Here is a 17755-nt window from a genome sequence, read left to right as displayed (position 1 = left end):
AGGGTCGGTGGATGTCGACAGCCGGGACATGACGACCGTCAACGACGGTCCGGGCCGGCGCGAGGGGGAGGACCTCCCCCGGGGGCGCCAGACGCCGCTCGTCCAGCGGATTTACCAGCAGTTGCTGGCCCAGATCAGCGCCGGCGATTTCCAGCCCAACGAACGGCTGCCGGGCGAGAACGACCTCGCCACCCGCTTCCAGGTGTCGCGCCCGGTGGTGCGGGAGGCGTTGAAGCGCCTGCGGACGGAGGGGCTGATCTATTCCCGGCAGGGCGCCGGCAGCTTCGTCCGTGTGGCGGTGGAGGAAAGCCGCCCGCTGCTGGGCTATGCGCCGGTGGAGACGATCGCCGACATCCAGCGCTGCTATGAATTCCGGCTGACCATCGAGCCGGACCACGCCTATCACGCCGCCCTGCGTTGGAACGAGGCGGCGCTGGACAACATCGTGGCGGCGCTGGGCCTGATGGGCGACGCCACCCGCGCCCACCGGCATCGCGAGGACGCCGACTTCGCCTTCCACACCGCCATCGCCGAGGCGACGAACAACCATTATTACCTGTCATCGATGCAGGCGCTGAAGGATCACATCTCCGTCGGGATGAAGTTCCATGGCGTGTCGCTGATGGGGCCGAACCCGGGGCTGTCGGGGGTGTTCGACGAGCATCGCGGCATTTTCGAAGCCATCCGCGCCCGCGATGCCGAAACGGCCCGCAGCCGCATGCGCCAGCACCTGGAGGGATCGCGCAGCCGCGTGTTCGAGGGGCGGACGCTGGATCTGTCCCTGTAGCGGGACGGCGAGCGGTCGGACCGCACCTCCGCCATTTCCCCAACATGTAAACGCACACTGCGGCGGGACGGTCGGTCCGCGTCCTTTCCCAGCGCGCAAGATTACAACATATCGGCGCGACGCCGGACGTCATCGCCGCTCAGTTCGCGCCCGTTGCCGTGGACCCGATCGGCAGTTCGGTCCGGAACATCTGCTTGTCGAACTCGTCGACCAGCACGTCCAGGCGCAGCGACCAGCGGCCGGACAGCGGCAGCGTCACATCGTCGGCACCGAACAGCCCGGGCCCGAGAACGGACAGGGTGCGGCGCAGCGGGGCCACGCCGGCGGCCGGCAGTTCCCATTCCAGCGTCACCTCGCGGGCGGCCAGCGGCTGGCCCTGGGCGTCCTGCAGGTGGACCTGCACGCCGTTGACCCCCGGCACCGCCGGGTTCACGTCGACCAGCGCCATGTGGTCGCCCTTGACGATGGCGGTCGACAGGCCGGCGTGGCGCAGCTCGCCGGCGGCGTCCAGCGCGCGCGGCGGTGGGGTGAGGGCGAAGGCCGCGGTCAGCAGCAGCGCGGCGCCGACCGCCGCCATCTCCAGGGCGACGCTGCGCCGCAGAAGGCTGGCCGGCCGGCCGTCGCCGCGGTCGAGCGCCGGCGTCAGCGACCATTTGTTCCACGCCGCCAGCCCGAGCAGGGCCAGGACCGCCAGCATCTTGGCCGACCACAGCCAGCCGTAGCCGGTCGCGTACAGCGCATCGACCGACCCGAGCTGGATCACCGACAGGACGCCGCCGGCCCCCAGCAGGATCGCCACCGCCGCGACGGCGAGGCGCGAGAAGCGGCGGGTCAGCCGGGCCGCCTCGGCCGGCGCTTCCAGCCGTAGCGCCACGGTCAGCGGCCACAGCGCGCCGACCCAGACGGCGGCCATCAGGCCATGCACCCCGACCAGCGGGGCGCTCAGCCAGCGCGGCGAGGCGGTGGCGGCATGGCCGGTGACGGCCAGCGAGGCGGCGCCCAGCACCGCGCCCGCCACCAGCAGCGCCGGCCCGGCCGCCCGCCGGCTGTCGAGCGCCAGTCCGCTGGCGGAACAGAGCATGGCCAGCAGGGCAACCCCGGCGCTGAGGCCGACGCTGCTCGCGGCGCCGGTGCTCCAGGCCGCGCCGGTCGCCAGATCGGCGAGCGGCCGGCCGGTCAGCACCACCCCCGTCGTGCCGACCAGCAGCAGCGCCGACAGCGCCGCCGCCAGCAGCATCAGGCACAGGCCGGGCTTGAGGCGGTCGCCCAGCGGCGACCAGCGCCCCGTCACCAGCAGCAGGAACAGGCCGCCGCCGGTGCCGGCCAGCAGGCTGGCGTAATGCAGGGTGCGCAGCAGCACGCCGGCCAGCGCGGCGGGTTGGGACGGGTCGTCCGTCTCCGCCGCCGGTCCCGCCGGTTGGGGCGTCACGCCGATGCCAAAGGTGAAGGACCCGGTGACCGGATGGCCGTCGGCGGAGGTCACGCGGTAGCTGGCGACGTACAGGCCGGTCGGCAGGCCCGGCGGCAGGGCGAGGCGGACGCCGTCATTCTCGGCCGAAGCCGCCTCCGGGGCGGCGGCGTCCCGCCCCTGCGGGTCGAGCAGTTGGACCCGGATCGGCGTCACCGGTTCGTTGAAGCGCAGGCGAAGTTCGCCCGGCGCGCTGCCGAGGGTCGCGCCGTCGGCCGGAACCGACTCCATGAGGATGGCGTGCGCCCAGCCCGGATGGGCCGAGCCGGCCAGCAGCAACAGCCCGAGGAAAACACCGGGCAGAAGGAAGCGCCAGAGAGCCGGCCGGCGTCGAGAGCCACGACACATGGGGGTATCCCGCCTTTGCGGAGGGTGTGCGGAAGGACCGCGTGCCGGAAACGCCCTGTCGGCGCTCCGGCACGCGGCCCAGCGGTCCGGCCGCAGCCGGGCCCGGTCACTGTGACCCGAACCCGGTCAACACGACTTGAGCGCGGTCAAGATGGTGGTCAATGCGCCTTCGGCTCGGTCAGCGTCACGCCCGGCGCCGGCTCGCGATAATCGTCCGCCGACTTGCCGGCTTCCGGGATCTCGATCCAGCGGTGGACGCCCTTCTCGCACTCCTGCACCACCGGGATGCGGACGACGGTGCCGGCCGGCAACTTGGGCAGCACGACCTGGAAGACGAACTCGTCGTACCAGGCGTCGGGCAGGCTGCCGCCGGTCCAGGCCAGCTCGGTAACGCCCTGTGTGATGCTGCGGCCATGCGACTCATAGGGCTGGGCGTAGGGGCCCTCCTTGGTCGACAGCGTCCAGCCCGGCTTGGGCATCGGCTTCGCCAGCACGGCGCCGTCGGGCAGGCGGACGCGGATGGCGGTGGTCGGCGAGCCGTCGCAGCCATGGCCGACCTTCAGGACCGCCTTGTAATAGCTGCCGGCGGGCGCCTCGCGGGTTTCCAGGGTGACGTGGGCGGCGGCGGTGCCCGCGGCCAAGGCAAGGCAAAGGGTCCCGGCGCCGAGCGCCAGGGAAAGGATGCGATTCATGATGCGCTCCGGATACGGATGGGTGCCGGACAGCGGTCCGGCATTGACGGTGGTGGTGGTCCGTCAGGCCGGCGGAGCGCGCGGGTTGAGGCAGGTCAGGAACTGGTCGATCGGCCGCACACTGCGCTCCGCCGCAGCCGGCGCTGCGGCATGGACGACGGGACGCGGGGGAACGACGACGGAACCGGGGCTCAGCCCGTGGGTGCCGAGGGCGAGGCAGAAGGCGCAGAGCGCGCCGTGGTCCGCGCCCTCATGGCCAGGGCTGTCTCCGCCGGGGCGGCCCGGACCGTCCGCCCGGTGGACCCCGGCCGGCGGCCCGCCATCCTCGGCGGGACGGCAGTGATCGGACTCGGCGAGCGCGGTCAGCACACCGGCCGGCAGCCCGGCCCGCGCCCGCGCCGCCATGGCGAGGTCGGGAACGGCCACCTGGACCAGCAGGGCCAGCACGGCGATCCAGCCGACCAGCGCCCGGCGCAGCCCGTCCACACCGGCCGGAAGACCGGCCGGTGTCACGAGGCGCAGGAGGCGGGCTGTCCGGCGACGGGCCATGCGAGCGGAACCACCAGAAATGTACGTACGCCATCCATCACTGTCGGCGCCACCCGGTCAAGTCATTCCGCAACTCCTGGGACGATTGGCCCACCCCCACACCCTCAATGGGCGATCCGGGGCGTCAGGCCAGCGGCGGCAGGCGGTCCAGCAGCTTGTCCAGCGTGACCGGGTAGTCGCGCACGCGGACGCCGGTGGCGTTGTAGACCGCGTTGGCGACGGCGGCGCCGACACCGCAGAGCCCCAGCTCGCCGACGCCCTTGGCCTTCATCGGCGAGGAGATCGGGTCGGTTTCGTCGAGGAAGATCACCTCCTGGTGCGGGATGTCGGCGTGGACCGGCACCTCGTAGCCGGCCAGGTCGTGGTTGACGAAGAAGCCGCTGCGCGTGTCCACCGCCAGCTCCTCCATCAGCGCCGCGCCGACGCCCATGGTCATGGCGCCGATCACTTGGCTGCGCGCCGACAGCGGGTTCAGGATGCGGCCGGCGGCGCACACCGCCAGCATGCGCCGCACCCGGGTCTCGCCGGTGGCGGCGTCGACGGCGACCTCGACGAAATGGCCGCCGAAGGTCGATTGCTGGTAGCGCTTGCCAAGGTCGCCATACTCGATCGCGTCCTCCGCCGACAGCTCGCCGCCGCCCGCCGCCTGGGCGAGCGGGACGCTGCGGTTGCCGGACCGCACCTGCCCGTCGGCGAATTGCGCGTCGGCCGAATTGACGCCCAGCCGCTGCGCCACCGCCTCGCGCAGCTTGACGCAGGCGGCGTAGACGCCAGCGGTGGCGTTGTTGGCGCCCCACTGCCCGCCCGAGCCGGCCGACACCGGGAAGCTGGAATCGCCCAGCCGCACCACCACCCGGTCCAGCCCGACGCCCATCATCTCGGCCGCGGTCTGGGCGATGATGGTGTAGCTGCCGGTGCCGATGTCGGTCATGTCGGTTTCGACCGTCACCACCCCGCGCGTGTCCAGCCGCACCCGCGCCGCCGACTTGGTCAGCAGGTTGTTGCGGAAGGCGGCGGCCATGCCGATCCCGACCAGCCAGTCCCCGTCGCGCGTCGCGCCCGGCCGCGGGTTGCGCTTGTCCCAGCCGAACCGCTCGGCACCGACGCGCAGACATTCGACGAGCTGGCGCTTGGAGAAGGGCCGCTCCGGCTTCTCCGGATCGACCTGGGTGTCGTTGCGGATGCGGAACTCGACCGGGTCGAGCCCGAGCCTCTCCGCCATCTCGTCCATGGCGATCTCCAGCGCCATCAGGCCGGGCGCCTCGCCCGGCGCCCGCATCGCGTTGCCCTCCGGCAGGTCGAGCACCGCCAGACGGTTCCCGGTCAGGCGGTTGGCGCCGGCGTAGAGCAGGCGGGTCTGGTCCACCGCGTTCTCCGGCTTGCCGTCGGGCAGGTTGCCGGACCAGCTTTCGTGGGCGATGGCGGTGATCCGCCCGTCGGCGGTCGCGCCGATGCGGATGCGCTGGATCGTCGCCGGCCGGTGCGTGGTGTTGTTCATCATCAGCGGCCGCTGCAGCGCCACCTTGACCGGCCGCCCGGCCGCGCGGGCGCCCAGCGCCGCCAGCAGCGTGTCGGCGCGCAGGAACAGCTTGCCGCCGAAGCCGCCGCCGACGAAGGGCGAGATGAGCCGGACCTTCTCCTTCGGCATCCCCAGCGTCCTGGCGAGATCGCCGGTGGTCCAGTCGACCATCTGGTTGGAGGTCCAGACCGTCAGCCGGTCGCCCTCCCAGGCGGCGACGGTGGCGTGCGGCTCCATCATCGCGTGGCTCTGGTCCGGCGTGCGGTAGGTCTCGTCGAGCTTGACCGGGGCCGCGGCGAACGCGGCGGCGAAGTCGCCGACGTTCGAATCCTCCTTCTTCGCGTCGGCCGCGTCGCCCATGGCGGCCTTGGCCTGCGCCAGATCGAACCGGCCCTCGCCACGCTCATACTCGACGCGGATCAGTTGGGCCGCGGCGCGCGCCTGCTCGAAGCTCTCGGCGACGACCAAGGCGACGGCCTGATGGTAATGGTCGATCTCCGGGCCGCCCAGCAGTTTGGCGATGTTGAGCCGGCCCTTGCCGAGCTTGCCGGCGTTGTCCGCGGTGACCACGGCGAGCACGCCGGGCGCCGCCTTGGCCGCCGCGACCGACAGGGACGCGATGCGGCCCTTGCCGATGCCGGCGCCGACGACATAGCCGTAGGCTTGGTTCGGCACGACATCATGCCGCTCGTAGGCGTAGGGCGCGGTGCCGGTGGTCTTCAGCGGCCCGTCGATGCGGCTGGTCGATACGCCGACCACCTTGAGCTGGTCGATCGGGTTGGTGGTCGCGGGGGTGTCGAACTTCATGGCTCAGCCTTTCGCTTGGGCCAGCACGGCGGCGAGCGTGCGCTCGACCAGCGGCAGCTTGAAGGCGTTCTCGGGCGTCGGCTTGGCGCCGGCGAGCAGCGCCGCGGCGGCGGCCTTCGCCCCACGGGGCAGCTCGGCCTCGGCCGCCTCGACCCGCCACGGCTTGTGCGCCACCCCGCCCAGCGCCACCCGGCCGCTGCCATCGGGCTGCAGGATGGCGCCGACGGCGACCAGGGCGAAGGCGTAGGACGCGCGGTCGCGGACCTTGCGGTAGATGTGCCGGCCGCCGAGCGGCTTCGGCAGGGTCACCGCGGTGATCAGCTCGCCCGGCTCCAGCGCCGTCTCGATGTGCGGCGTGTCGCCGGGAAGCCGGTGGAACTCGGCGATCGGGATGCCGCGGGTGGCGCCGTCGGGCCGGACCGTCTCCACCGTGGCGTCCAGCGCCCGCATCGCCACCGCCATGTCGCTGGGATGGGTGGCGATGCACGCCTCGCTGCCGCCGATCACCGCGAGCTGGCGGCTGAAGCCGCCGATGGCGGCGCAACCGCTGCCCGGCTGGCGTTTGTTGCAGGGCTGCGCCGTGTCGTAGAAATAGGGGCAGCGGGTGCGCTGGAGCAGGTTGCCGGCGGTCGTCGCCTTGTTGCGGAGCTGGCCCGAGGCGCCGGCCAGCAGCGCGCGCGACAGCAGCCCATAGTCGCGCCGCACCCGGTCATCGGCGGCGAGGTCGGTGTTGCGCACCAGCGCGCCGATGCGCAGGCCGCCATCGGGCGTCGGCGCGACGGTGTCGAGCGACAGGCCGTTGACGTCGATCAGGTGCGGCGGCGTCTCGATCTCCAGCTTCATCAGGTCGAGCAGGTTGGTGCCGCCGGCGATGAACTTGGCGCCCGGCGTCCGCGCCGCCGCGGCCGCGGCGTCGGCGGGCGTCCGGGCGCGCTCATAGCTGAAGGGCCTCATGCTTCCCTCCCGGCGACCTCGGTGATCGCATCGACGATGTTGGAATAGGCGCCGCAGCGGCAGATGTTGCCGCTCATGCGCTCGCGCAGCTCGTCGGCGGTCAGCCGCGGCCGTGCCGTCAGGTCGGCGGTCGCATGGCTGGGGATGCCGTCCTCGATCTCCTTCAGCACGGCGACGGCGGAACAAATCTGGCCCGGCGTGCAGTAGCCGCACTGGTAGCCGTCATGCTTGACGAAGGCCGCCTGCATCGGGTGCAGCTTGTCCGGCGTGCCCAGCCCCTCGATGGTGGTGATGCGGTCGCCCTGGTGCATCACCGCCAGCGACAGGCAGGAATTGATCCGCCGGCCGTCGACGATCACCGTGCAGGCGCCACACTGGCCGTGGTCGCAGCCCTTCTTCGGACCGGTGAGGTGCAGGTGCTCGCGCAACGCGTCGAGCAGCGTGGTCCGCGTGTCGAGCGCCAGATCGTGGGCCGTGCCGTTCACGGTGAAGGACACCGTCGCCGTGACCGGCGACGCGACCGGTTGCGGGGCGGGTTCACCGGTCGCCGCCCGGGCGGGCATCGGCAAGCTTCCCACCGTCAACGCGACCGTGGCCGCCGTTCCCATCAGCAGGCCGCGCCGCGTCATGTCGAGGTCGGCGAGAGGATCCATCGCGTGCTTCCATCCTGTTCGTTGAAGCGGTGTCGGTCGGTTCGGCCCCGTTGGCCGGGGCGGACCACGGACAGCGTCGCGGTGCCCGTTTCCACCGACGGGTTCCGGAACCGCTGGTCAAACAGCTGGGTCGCCCGCGGCCGGTGATTAGCGGTCCGCCGTCGATAGGGCCTATTCGTCCAGCTCATGAAACGAATGGGGCCTTCCGGCGGTTATGGGAGATTCCGCGCGATGATCGGACCGGTTCGGCCGATCAGCCGCCATACGGCGCATCGGTGCGGATGGTGCCGGCGAAACGACAACAGCGCAGGCCGGCATTCGGCACGGTGCATCCGGCGGACGGACGGCCGGAACTGGACCGCGCCGGCCGCCCCTCACACCCGATCGGGGGGAGGACGGTCCCGCCATAAGGCGACGACGGACGCGCCGTCGTCGGTGGAGGGGGCGGCGGGCGCCGTCCCGTGCGACGCGGACACCGACGCTTCCCCCGCCGCCATGGTCAGATAGCGCACGCAACTGACGCGCAGGAAGGAGGCCAGATTCTGCACGGCGCCATGGACCTCCACCACCTCGTCGTGCAGCGTGACGATCAGCCGGTTGGTGGTGGTGCCCTGTTCCGCCGCGATGTCGGCCAGGACGTTCCAGAACAGGTTTTCCAGCCGGATGCTGGTGACCATGCCGTGGATGCGCACCGAACGGGACCGCGCCTCGTACAGGATCGGGTCGGTGTTGACGACGATCTGGCACATGCCGCAGCCTCCCTCGGAACCATGGTCCCGTTATGCGATGCCCTGGCCGGTGTCAGGCCTGACCGAACCCGCAGCCGACCGTGCCCTGATCGGGCCGCGCCTTGCCGGCCGCGGTGCGCCGGATGCCGTGCAGGCTCATCTTCCGGTACAGCGTGCTGCGCGAGATGCCGAGCACCGCCGCGGCGTCCGACAGGTTGCCGCCGGTTGCCATGATGACGTCCTCGATCGTCCGCTGCTCGGTGACGGTCAGCGACATCGGCGGGGAAATGGGCGACGCCATGCTCGGCTGAGTGGCGAGCGGCATCGCCGGTCCCTGCAAAGACCAGCCGTCGCTGTCCCCACGGCCGCAGGACGGACTCAGCTCTTCCGGAAGATCGTCGACATCGACGAGGCCGCCGGTCGACAGCAGGACCGCGCGCTCGACCAGGTTTCTCAGCTCCCGCACGTTGCCCGGCCAGTCGTAGCGATGCAGGCGGTCGAGCGCCGCGGCGGTGAAGCGGACCGGACCGCGCCCATGCCGCTCGGCCAGCAGGCCGTTGAAATGGGCGATCAGGCGCGGCACGTCGCCCTGCCGCTCCCGCAGCGGCGGCACCCGCAGCGCGGTCACGGCGAGGCGGTGGTAGAGGTCGCGGCGGAAGCGGCCGGCGGCGACCTCCTGCCGCAGATTGCGGTTGGTCATGGCGAGCAGCCGCACCGACACCCGGCGCGGCGTGTTGTCGCCGATGCGGTACAGTACCCCCTCCTCCAGCACCCGCAGCAGATAGGGCTGGAGGTCGAGCGGCAGCTCGCCGATCTCGTCCAGGCACAGCGTGCCGCCGTCCGCCAGTTCGAAACGGCCGATCCGCCCCTCGGTCGCCGCACCGGTGAAGGCGCCGCGCACATAGCCGAACAGTTCGCTGCCCAGCATCTCGCGCGAGACGGCGCCGCAGTTGAACGGCACGAAGGGGCCGCCGGCCGCCGCGCTGTGGCCGTGGATGGCGCGGGCGAACAGCTCCTTGCCCACCCCGGTCTCACCCTCGATCAGGATGGGGACCGGCAGCGGCGCCAGACGTTCGCCCTGCCCGATCACCGCGCGCAGGCTGTCGCTGGCCCCGACGATGTCGGCGAAGCGCGAGCGCGCCTGGTCGGACTCGTCGAGCACCGCGGGCACCGTCCGGCGCCCGGCCGCCGGGCGGGCCGAGACGGCGCCGGGAATGACCAGCAGCGTCCCCCGCCGCTCCCCGTCCAGCATCAGCGGGCGGACCCAGTCGGCCGGCACCGGCAGCCGGCCGCCGCCAACGATGGCCGCATCGCCCGCCGGGTCCGTGGCGCCAACGATGGGCAGCCGCGCCCCCCGGCTCAGTTGCGGCAGGTCGGACCCGAGGCTGGCCCGCAACAGATGCGCCGCCTTGCGGCTGGCGTAGAGCAGGCGCCCGCGGGCATCCAGCGCAATCAGCCCCTCGCCGGCGTATTTCTGGCTGTCCTCCAGGCAGGCTTCCAGCAGGCGCACATGCTCGGCCTCGGTCTGGCGGGCGAGGTTCCATTCGACCTGCCGGGCGGCGACCACCGCCAGCGCCAGCGCCTGCCCGCTGAAGCCCTGTTTCAACCCGGAGATGTCGAGCAGCCCGACGACCGACCCGTCGACCGGATCGTGGATCGGCGCCCCGGCGCAGCTCCATCCCTTGATGCCGGCGCAGTAATGCTCCGCCGCCTGGACCAGCACCGGCTGTTTGGACGCCAGCGCCGTGCCGATGCCGTTGGTGCCGGCGCAATTCTCGCTCCAATGGCCGCCGCAGGCCAGGCTGATGTCGCGGGCCGCGCTCAGCGTCGCGCGGTCGCCGGCGGCCTCCAGCACCACGCCGTTGGCGTCGGTGATCAGCATCACCGTCCGGGTGCCGGCCAGCAGGTCGGCCGCCTCCGCCAGCGTCGTGGCCGCCGCCTGGAGCAGGTCGCGGTTGTCGCGGCGCAGCGCCTCGATGTGGTCGGCCGCGATCACCGGCGCGGCGTCCGCCCGCGCGTCGACCAGAAAGCTCTGGCAGCGGGCCCAGGACCGCACCACCACATCGCGGACCGGCAAATTCTCCCGCCGCGACCCGGACACGAAATCCTCCCACGCCTTCATCGTCGCCGTTTCGCCGTCCACCAGCGCATGGAACGCCGGACCGGACGAGGCGACGGCCAGACGGCCGATGCCGATCTTGTCGTTGGCCAACACATTCCCCTCCCTGCTTCCCGGCGTCTTTCGCGGTGTCCGTCTCGTGCGCCGATTGTTCTTGGGTCCGGATGCGGAGGTTCGCCCCGAAGTCCTCCGCATCCGGAATTGTTCGTATAAGAAACCATAAGCCGAACCGAAGCGGGAGCGGTAGTAGCGGAATACTCTATGGCCTTTTTCCTTGCTCCTTTCTCCAAAGGGGGAGGTGCCCGCCAACGGCGACGGGGGGTCAACTCAGGGCAGTCGCATATGACGATCATGTTCCCTTCCAAGGAAACCCGTCATCCCCGCGAAGGCGGGGATCCAGGCTTACCCATTGGTTTCGCTTGGGAAACACTGGATCCCCGCCTTCGCGGGGATGACGGAAACCCTCATCAAGGAAGGCAGTTCCCGTATGCGGTTGCTTTTGGGATCAGGCACGCCCATAGCGCTCCATGCCGCCGCCGCGGGCCGGGCCGGCGGTGGGATCGACGTCGTCGGGGATGTCGGCGATCAGGGTGTGGGTGGTCAGGACCAGCTTGGCGACCGACACCGCGTTCAGCAGGGCGAGCGTGGTGACCTTGACCGGGTCGATGATGCCGGCGGCGAACAGGTCGCCGAACCGGCCGGTCCGGGCATCGAAGCCGGCGCCGTCGGGAAGCCCGGCGACGCGGGCGGCGACGGCGGCGCCATCCAGGCCACCGTTTGCGGCGATGCAGATCAGCGGTTGCAGCATCGCCCGCTGCACCAGCCGCACCCCCTCCACCAGGGCGGCGCGCTCGCCCTCCCCGACATCCTCGGCCAGCCGGTCGAGCAGCGGGGCGACGCGGGCCAGCGCGGTGCCGCCGCCGGGCACCACCCCCTCGGCCAGCGCGGCGCGGGCGGCGGCGAGCGAGTCCTCCAGAAGCTGCGCGGTGCGTTTCTGCTCCACCGGGGTGGCGCCGCCGACCTCGATCAGGGCGGTGCCGTGCGTCAGCTTGGCCAGCCGCTGGGACAGCTTGTCCCGCTCGATGTTGGGCGGCGCCTCCTCCCATTGGCGCTGGACCAGGGCGCGGCGGGCCGCCAGCGCGTCGGCACGGCCATGGCCGCGCAGAATGGCGGTGCGGGCGGCGGAGACCTCGACACGGTCGGCGCTCCCCAGATCCTCCGCCGTCACCGCGTCGAGCCGGCCGCCCAGGTCGCGGGCGACCACCCGCCCGCCGGTCAGGATGGCGATGTCCTCCATCGTCGCCTGACGCCAGTGGCCGAACTCCGGCGGGTTGATCGCCACCACGGTGGCGCGGCCGTCGCGGCGCAGCGCCATCAGCGCCGCCACCACCTCCGGCGCAACGCTGTCGGCGACGATCAGCAGCGGGCGCTTGTCGGCGATGCGGTCGATCAGGCGCAGGACCGGTTCCGGATCGGCGATCTTGTGGTCGGTCAGCAGGATGTGCGGCCGCTCCAGCACCGCGGTCTGGCCGCTGGGCTCCGTCGCCATGTGGTGGGACAGGAAACCGCGGTCGAGCACCATGCCCTCCAGCACATGCAACGCCGTCACCGCGCCCGGCTGGCCGTATTCGATGTCGATCACCCCCTCGGCACCGACCCGGCCAAGGGCATCCGCCACCAGCCGGCCGAGCGCCGGGTCGGTCGCGGCGACGGTCGCCACCTGTTCCAGCCGGGCATCGCCGTCCAGCGGCCGGGCCATCTGGCGGAGCTGGTCGATGACGAAGCCGCAGGCGCGCTCCATCCCCGCGATCAGCTCGACCGAGCCATAACCATTGGCCAGCACGGCGACGCCGTCCTGGATCAGCGCGTCGGCCAGCACGGTGGCGGTGGTGGTGCCGTCGCCGGCGACGTCGTTGGTCTGCTTCGACACCTCGCGCACCACCTGCGCGCCCATATTCTCGAAGCGGCAGGGCAGCTCGATCTCCGCGGCGATGCTGACGCCGTCGCGCGAGATCATCGGCGTGCCGATCGGGCGGTCGATGATCGCGTTGGTGCCCTTCGGCCCCAAGGTGCCGCGCACCGCCAGCGCCAGCTTCCCAACCCCGCGCGCCAGCGCGGCCCGCGCCTCGGCCTGGTGCAGCATCATCTTCGGCATGGTCTCGTTCCCTCCCATTCTTGATTTTGCGGATTTAAAAAGGGGGGCGGGGCCCACCGGACCTGAGCGGACCCCGCCCCGTCCGCGCTCATTCGTAGGCGAGCGCGTCGTCCATGTTGCCGAAGAGGACGACGGTGTCCTCGTCGATCATGACCATGCGGCCATAGTGGGTGGAGGTGGAGATCTCGAAGATGTGCGGGGTCATCTCGCGGCCCAGCGCTTCGCCGATCTCGCTCATCTTGAACTCGATCTTGCCTTCGCCGTCGATGCGGATCATCGCCGGCAGGTAGGTGACGGTGATGCCGGGCTTGCTCTCCATCACCTCGGCGATGCAGCGCGCTTCGACGCTGTCGTTCATCGTCACGCCGCACTGGTGGGAGATGGTGCCGTCCTGGGTGATGTCCTTCAGCGGCTTGAAGAGCTGCTGCACGGTGGTGACGCTCATGGCTTTCGTCCTCTTGGCGGAAATGCGGGATGGCTTACTCGGCCGCGGCGTCGGTAATCGCGGGCGCGGAAGCGGGCTGCCCCACCTCCATCGGCGGCAGGGCCGGCAGGTCGGCGTCGATGCCGATCTCGCGCCCGATGGCGGCGACGCGGTTGCGCGCCCGGTCGAACGCCTCGACGAAGCTGGCCGCCTTCACCCGGGGCAGCGACCACAGCGGCTGGAGCTGCAACGCCGCCTTCACCGCCAGCCCGGCATGGTGGGCGAACCAGCGCTGCAGGATGGCGCGGTTCGCCTCGCCATGCGCCGGGTCGCGCAGCAGCAGGGCGAACAGTTCCACCGCGTTGGCGAGGTTGCGTTCATAGTCGGCCTCGGCCGCCGAGATGACCGACGGGGTGGAGAAGTCGTTCTGCGCCGCGGCGACCTGCATGACGAAGCCGCTGCGGAACAGCTCGCCCACCAGCGGTTCGAAGACGAGGTTGACGGCGAAATACTGCTCCAGGAAGTCGGTCGCGGCGCGGATGTGCTCCACCGCCTCGCGGCAGGGCTGCCAGATCGGGTCATCCAGCCAGTGCGCCTTGCCGGCGTCGAGGTCGAAGCCGCCCCCATTGGATCCGGCAATATCGCTGCCGATTTCAGCCAGATAGAGCGTCAGGTCCTGGGCGAAGCGCAGCTTGTAGGAGGCGTTGGTCAGGATGGCGTTGTTCACCATCTGGGTGTAGCCGTAGCGCTGCGCCCGCATCAGCGCGGTGCCCAGCCCATATTCGGCGTGCTTGAAGGCGCCGACATGGTTCTGCAGCAGGGTGACCCAGGCCTTGTCGAAGCGCGCCGGCGCGCCGGCACGCCGCGCGTTCTCCACCACGTTCTGGATCATGCCGACGATGGTCGACTGGCGCTGGTAATGGGTGCGTTCCCACTCCTGGTCGGGGGCGCGGAAGCCGTGCCAGTCGGTGCACGCCAGCGCCGTCCAGTCCTTGGAATAGGTCGGCGTGCCGTCGCCGAAGGAAATGATCCAGTTCTGGAGCAGGTAGCGCTCCGGATCGGGCTGGACGTCGACCGTCACGTCCTCGTAATGGGTCGCCTTGCGCCCCTTCGGTTCGAAGTAGTTGTAGCGGCGGCTGTCGGAACCGGGAAAGGCCTTGGCCCCGGCGGCGGCGGATTTGGTTTCGGTGTCCTGCATGGTCATCGTCTTTCCTCCCGTATTTGCAAAATCCCGGCTCAGCGGGTGGCGGGGGTGAATTTGTCGAAATAGACGCGTGCGGAATCGACGCCGGCCATCTGCAGGACCGGCAGGACCGCGTCGATCATCGGCGGCGGCCCGCAGGAGAAGACGTCGGCCTCCTCCACCTCCGCCATCTCGGACAGGTGCCGGCGCAGCACCTCGTGGATGAAGCCGGTCTCCCCGGTCCAGCCGTCGCCCTCCTCGGCGTGCGACAGGGCGGGGATGAAGGCGAAGTCGGGCAGGCTGCGGGCGAACTCCTCGAACAGGTCGAGGTGGAACAGGTCCCTGTGGCTGCGGGCGCCGTAGAAGAGCCGCACCGGTCGGGTTTCACCGCTGGCGGCCTGATCGCGCAGGATCGACAGCAGCGGCGCCATGCCCGACCCGCCGCCGACCAGGATCATCGGCCCCTCCCGCCCCTCGCGGCGGAAACAGGTGCCGTAGGGACCGCGGACGCTCACCCGGTCGCCGACCGACAGGCCGCCGTCCAACTGGCGCGAGAAGGCGCCGTCCGGGTATTTCTTGATGATGAACTCCAGCCGGTTGCCGTCGGCCGGCGGGTTGCCCATCGAGAAGGAGCGGGTGAGGCCGATTCCGGGCAACGTGATGTCGACATACTGGCCGGCCCAGAATTTCATCGGCTGGTCCAGCTCCAGCGCGATGGCGACGATGTCGTGGGTCAGCGGCTCCACCGCGGCCAGCCGGGCGGCAAAGTCCTTGACCGGGATGGAGCGGGACAGCAGATCCTCGTCGTAGTTCAGCAGTTCCACCGCCACGTCGCTGTAGGCCAGCGAGCGGCACAGCAGGATGTGGTTGCTGTCGCGCTCCGGATCGGAGAGCGCGAAGGTGGAGTATTTCAGCATCTCCACGTCGCCGTCGATCAGCAGGCATTTGCAGGCGGAGCATTGCCCCTCCTTGCAGCCATGCATCAGCGAGACGCCCTGGCGGAAGGCGGCGTCGAGGATGGTTTCCCCCTCCGCGACCTCCATTTCGATGCCGACCGGCTCCAGCCGCACCGTGTGGACGGCCGGGCTGTCGTGTAGCGCTTGTGCGGTCATGGTCTGTCGATCTCCGCGGTGATGTCCGCCTGTGATGTCCGCAGGGGATCCCCGTTCCCCCTCTCCATCCGGAAAGGGGGGCGGGCCCAGGCAAAAGGGCTGGGGATCAGACCCGGCGGATTTTGAAGCCCTTGCGGTACTCGTCGATGTGCGTCTGGCGCTGCTGCGGCGTCATCCCGCGCAGGGCGAGCAGCGGGCTGCGGATGGTGTGGCCGCGCACATGGTCCAGCGTCCACATGTCCTTCTCCTCGAAGGACAGATGCGGCTGGGCGATCAGCGTCTTCCCGTCCGGGCGGACGAAGCCCATGTCCTGGATGGCGTCGGCGAGGTCCCAGCCGTCATAGACCTCCTCCCACTGGCGCCGGCCGGTGAACCGCCCCATTGCTGGGGTCGGGCGGCCCTGGTATTCGGCGGCGAACGCCTCCTTGTGGGTCCAGCGGTCGACCTCGGAGGCGTAGGTGAACAGCTCGCCATCCACCTCATCGACCTGGAAATCCTCGCGGATGACGCAGGGCACCAGGCTCGACCAGCAGCGGTGCGGATAGACGTAGCCGGTGTCGGCGAAGGTGATCGGCACGCTGCCGGGCTTGCTGAGCTTGGCGTAATTCTCCCACCAGACGCCGAACTCGTCGTACCAGCCCGGATACTTGCTCTCGAACCATTCGAAATCGCGCTCGGTCATCGCCTCGATGCGCCAGAAGTTGGCCCACCAGCCGGCCGAGAAGAACTGGGCGATCTTGTGGACGTAGTTCTTCTTGACGATGCTGTCGAAGGCTTCGTGGACGTCGTCGTGGTGGATCTTGATGCCGTACTTCTCCAGCGGCAGCAGGTAGGTGCGGTAGTAATCCTCGAAAATCCAGCGATGCCACAGCTCGGCGTAGGATTCCTTGTTCTTGTCGCGGTGCTTGGTGCCGTATTCGATGATCGTGCCGATGGCGGCGTCGACGATCATGTGATTCTGCCAGAAGGAATAGCGGATGTCCCGTTCCAGCAGCAGATGGTTGTCCGGCTCTTTCAGCACCGACATCAGCATGGAATGGCCGTTGCCGATGTGGCGGGATTCGTCGCTCTGCACCGACAGGAAGACGGTCGGCAGGGCATAGTCGCCGTTGCGCGCCGCTTCCGACGGCATGGCGACGAACAGCGTGTTGGTGAAGGCGGTCTCCGCCACGACCTGCAGATAGATGTTCGACGCGGTGATGGCGTCGCCGGTCAGGAAGGCTTCACCGAACTGCCGGCCGATGGTGGTGGCGTAGCATTTGCCGAATGCCTTCTCGGTGATGTCGAACCCGGCCGGGTCGATGTAGTTCTCCATGTACCATTTCTTGAGGTTCATCTGGATCGTCGAGTGCCGGAACTCGTCGATCATCTGCATGGTGAAGCCGGTGCGCAGGTCGTCGCCCGGCGCCAGCTGGCCCAGCGTCGCCATCGACCGCGCCGCCGAGATCTCCGGGAAGGGGATGATCGCCAGGAACAGCTTCATCCATTCGATCCAGCGCGGTTCGACGTTGCGGAACATGTCGCCGCGCAGCGCCGCGTCCAGCGCGCCATAGACGCGGTTGTCCTTCTCCTCCTGCATCGGGAAGTAGGAGCGCAGGACCTGCTTCATCGGGTCGCGCGGCGCCTTGGAGATCTTGTAGTCGGTCGGAAAGGCCATCGCCTCCTTGACGTAGGACGGCGTCCAGCCGAGGTCGGCGACACGGCGCGCCGCCTCGCTGATGCCGATGCCCTTCTGGCTGGTGATCTTGTTCAGCGTCAATCCATCCGGCATGTCGTCTCTCCCCATGATTTTGATGGTGTTGATCCGGTGACGGGCCTGAAGGGTCGCGTCGGCCGCAAGAGGCCGGACGAAGGGGCGTCGGCTTGCGGGCCAGGCGATGTCGGCGGGAATGGCACCGGTCGGCAGCCCGATCGTCGAAGGCTGCCGGCCTCAGGCCGCTTGCGTCCGCCGAACCGGGGCGGGCGCATCGTCAGCCCCATAAAGCAACGACCGTGCCAAAACACCGGGCCATGCCCATGGGCCGTTTTAAAGAAAGTTCGTGTCACGCACTGTCCCAATGTGGGACGATATGTCGCGGGCCGGTGTCTCAAAACGAAACAGTCGGGACGGCCGGGACCGGCGCCACGCCCGGGAAAGCGGCTTTCGACCATGCCGACGGCGCCTTTTTGCAGGCTGGCATGACGCTTGCTCTTTCCCGGTCGACGGCGCCGCCCCGGCTGACCCGGAGGCGAACCACAACGGGCGCCGACCCAACGC

The 17755-nt window shown here is 70.2% G+C and carries 14 protein-coding genes; 1 reads left to right on the top strand and 13 read right to left on the bottom strand.

Annotated elements, in window-relative coordinates:
- Window positions 1–28: 28 nt before the first annotated feature.
- Window positions 29–787, top strand: coding sequence for a FadR/GntR family transcriptional regulator (locus tag TSO352_RS09565; RefSeq protein ID WP_109107379.1), 759 nt, complete (start codon window positions 29–31; stop codon window positions 785–787).
- A 139-nt stretch (window positions 788–926) separates the two neighbouring features.
- Here TSO352_RS09565 and TSO352_RS09560 read toward each other — a convergent pair whose 3' ends face one another.
- The 13 genes from TSO352_RS09560 to TSO352_RS09500 all read right to left on the bottom strand — a co-directional run bounded on the left by TSO352_RS09560 (window position 927) and on the right by TSO352_RS09500 (window position 17269).
- On the bottom strand, window positions 927–2603 hold the full coding sequence (locus TSO352_RS09560; protein WP_109107103.1) for a copper resistance protein CopC: 1677 nt from the start codon (window positions 2601–2603) through the stop codon (window positions 927–929).
- Between the two features lie 158 nt (window positions 2604–2761).
- Window positions 2762–3295: a YcnI family protein gene (locus TSO352_RS09555; protein ID WP_109107102.1), complete on the bottom strand. Its 534-nt coding sequence runs from the start codon at window positions 3293–3295 to the stop codon at window positions 2762–2764.
- Window positions 3296–3358: 63 nt separating this feature from the next.
- Window positions 3359–3844, bottom strand: a complete 486-nt coding sequence (locus TSO352_RS09550) for a DUF2946 family protein (RefSeq protein WP_109107101.1) — start codon at window positions 3842–3844, stop codon at window positions 3359–3361.
- A 124-nt stretch (window positions 3845–3968) separates the two neighbouring features.
- On the bottom strand, window positions 3969–6170 hold the full coding sequence (gene paoC, locus TSO352_RS09545) for an aldehyde oxidoreductase molybdenum-binding subunit PaoC (RefSeq protein ID WP_109107100.1): 2202 nt from the start codon (window positions 6168–6170) through the stop codon (window positions 3969–3971).
- A gap of 3 nt (window positions 6171–6173) precedes the next feature.
- Window positions 6174–7124: a xanthine dehydrogenase family protein subunit M gene (locus TSO352_RS09540; protein ID WP_109107099.1), complete on the bottom strand. Its 951-nt coding sequence runs from the start codon at window positions 7122–7124 to the stop codon at window positions 6174–6176.
- Window positions 7121–7777 (bottom strand): aldehyde dehydrogenase iron-sulfur subunit PaoA, encoded by a 657-nt coding sequence (paoA, locus tag TSO352_RS09535; RefSeq protein ID WP_109107098.1) that lies wholly within the window; start codon window positions 7775–7777, stop codon window positions 7121–7123. Before paoA ends, TSO352_RS09540 begins: the two co-directional genes overlap by 4 nt.
- A gap of 374 nt (window positions 7778–8151) precedes the next feature.
- Window positions 8152–8526 carry a ribbon-helix-helix domain-containing protein gene (locus tag TSO352_RS09530; protein WP_109107097.1) on the bottom strand — a complete coding sequence of 125 codons (375 nt, stop codon included), beginning with the start codon at window positions 8524–8526 and terminating at the stop codon, window positions 8152–8154.
- 52 nt (window positions 8527–8578) lie between these two features.
- Window positions 8579–10720: a sigma-54-dependent Fis family transcriptional regulator gene (locus TSO352_RS09525; RefSeq protein WP_109107096.1), complete on the bottom strand. Its 2142-nt coding sequence runs from the start codon at window positions 10718–10720 to the stop codon at window positions 8579–8581.
- Between the two features lie 409 nt (window positions 10721–11129).
- On the bottom strand, window positions 11130–12779 hold the full coding sequence (locus tag TSO352_RS09520) for a molecular chaperone GroEL (RefSeq protein ID WP_109107095.1): 1650 nt from the start codon (window positions 12777–12779) through the stop codon (window positions 11130–11132).
- An 88-nt stretch (window positions 12780–12867) separates the two neighbouring features.
- Complete coding sequence (locus TSO352_RS09515; RefSeq protein WP_085086548.1) at window positions 12868–13224, bottom strand: MmoB/DmpM family protein; 357 nt, start codon at window positions 13222–13224, stop codon at window positions 12868–12870.
- Window positions 13225–13258: 34 nt separating this feature from the next.
- Window positions 13259–14407, bottom strand: coding sequence for an aromatic/alkene monooxygenase hydroxylase subunit beta (locus tag TSO352_RS09510; protein WP_109107094.1), 1149 nt, complete (start codon window positions 14405–14407; stop codon window positions 13259–13261).
- Window positions 14408–14439: 32 nt separating this feature from the next.
- Entirely contained in the window at window positions 14440–15498 is a 1059-nt protein-coding gene (locus TSO352_RS09505) for a 2Fe-2S iron-sulfur cluster-binding protein (protein ID WP_109107093.1), read from the bottom strand.
- A 106-nt stretch (window positions 15499–15604) separates the two neighbouring features.
- Complete coding sequence (locus TSO352_RS09500) at window positions 15605–17269, bottom strand: aromatic/alkene/methane monooxygenase hydroxylase/oxygenase subunit alpha (protein ID WP_109107092.1); 1665 nt, start codon at window positions 17267–17269, stop codon at window positions 15605–15607.
- Window positions 17270–17755 lie beyond the last annotated feature (486 nt).

It is taken from the genome of Azospirillum sp. TSO35-2 (genome assembly GCF_003116095.1).
In the GTDB taxonomy this organism is placed as follows: Bacteria; Pseudomonadota; Alphaproteobacteria; order Azospirillales; family Azospirillaceae; genus Azospirillum.
Note: the sequence above shows the minus strand (reverse complement) of the source record. Positions and strands in the feature narration are given on the sequence as shown.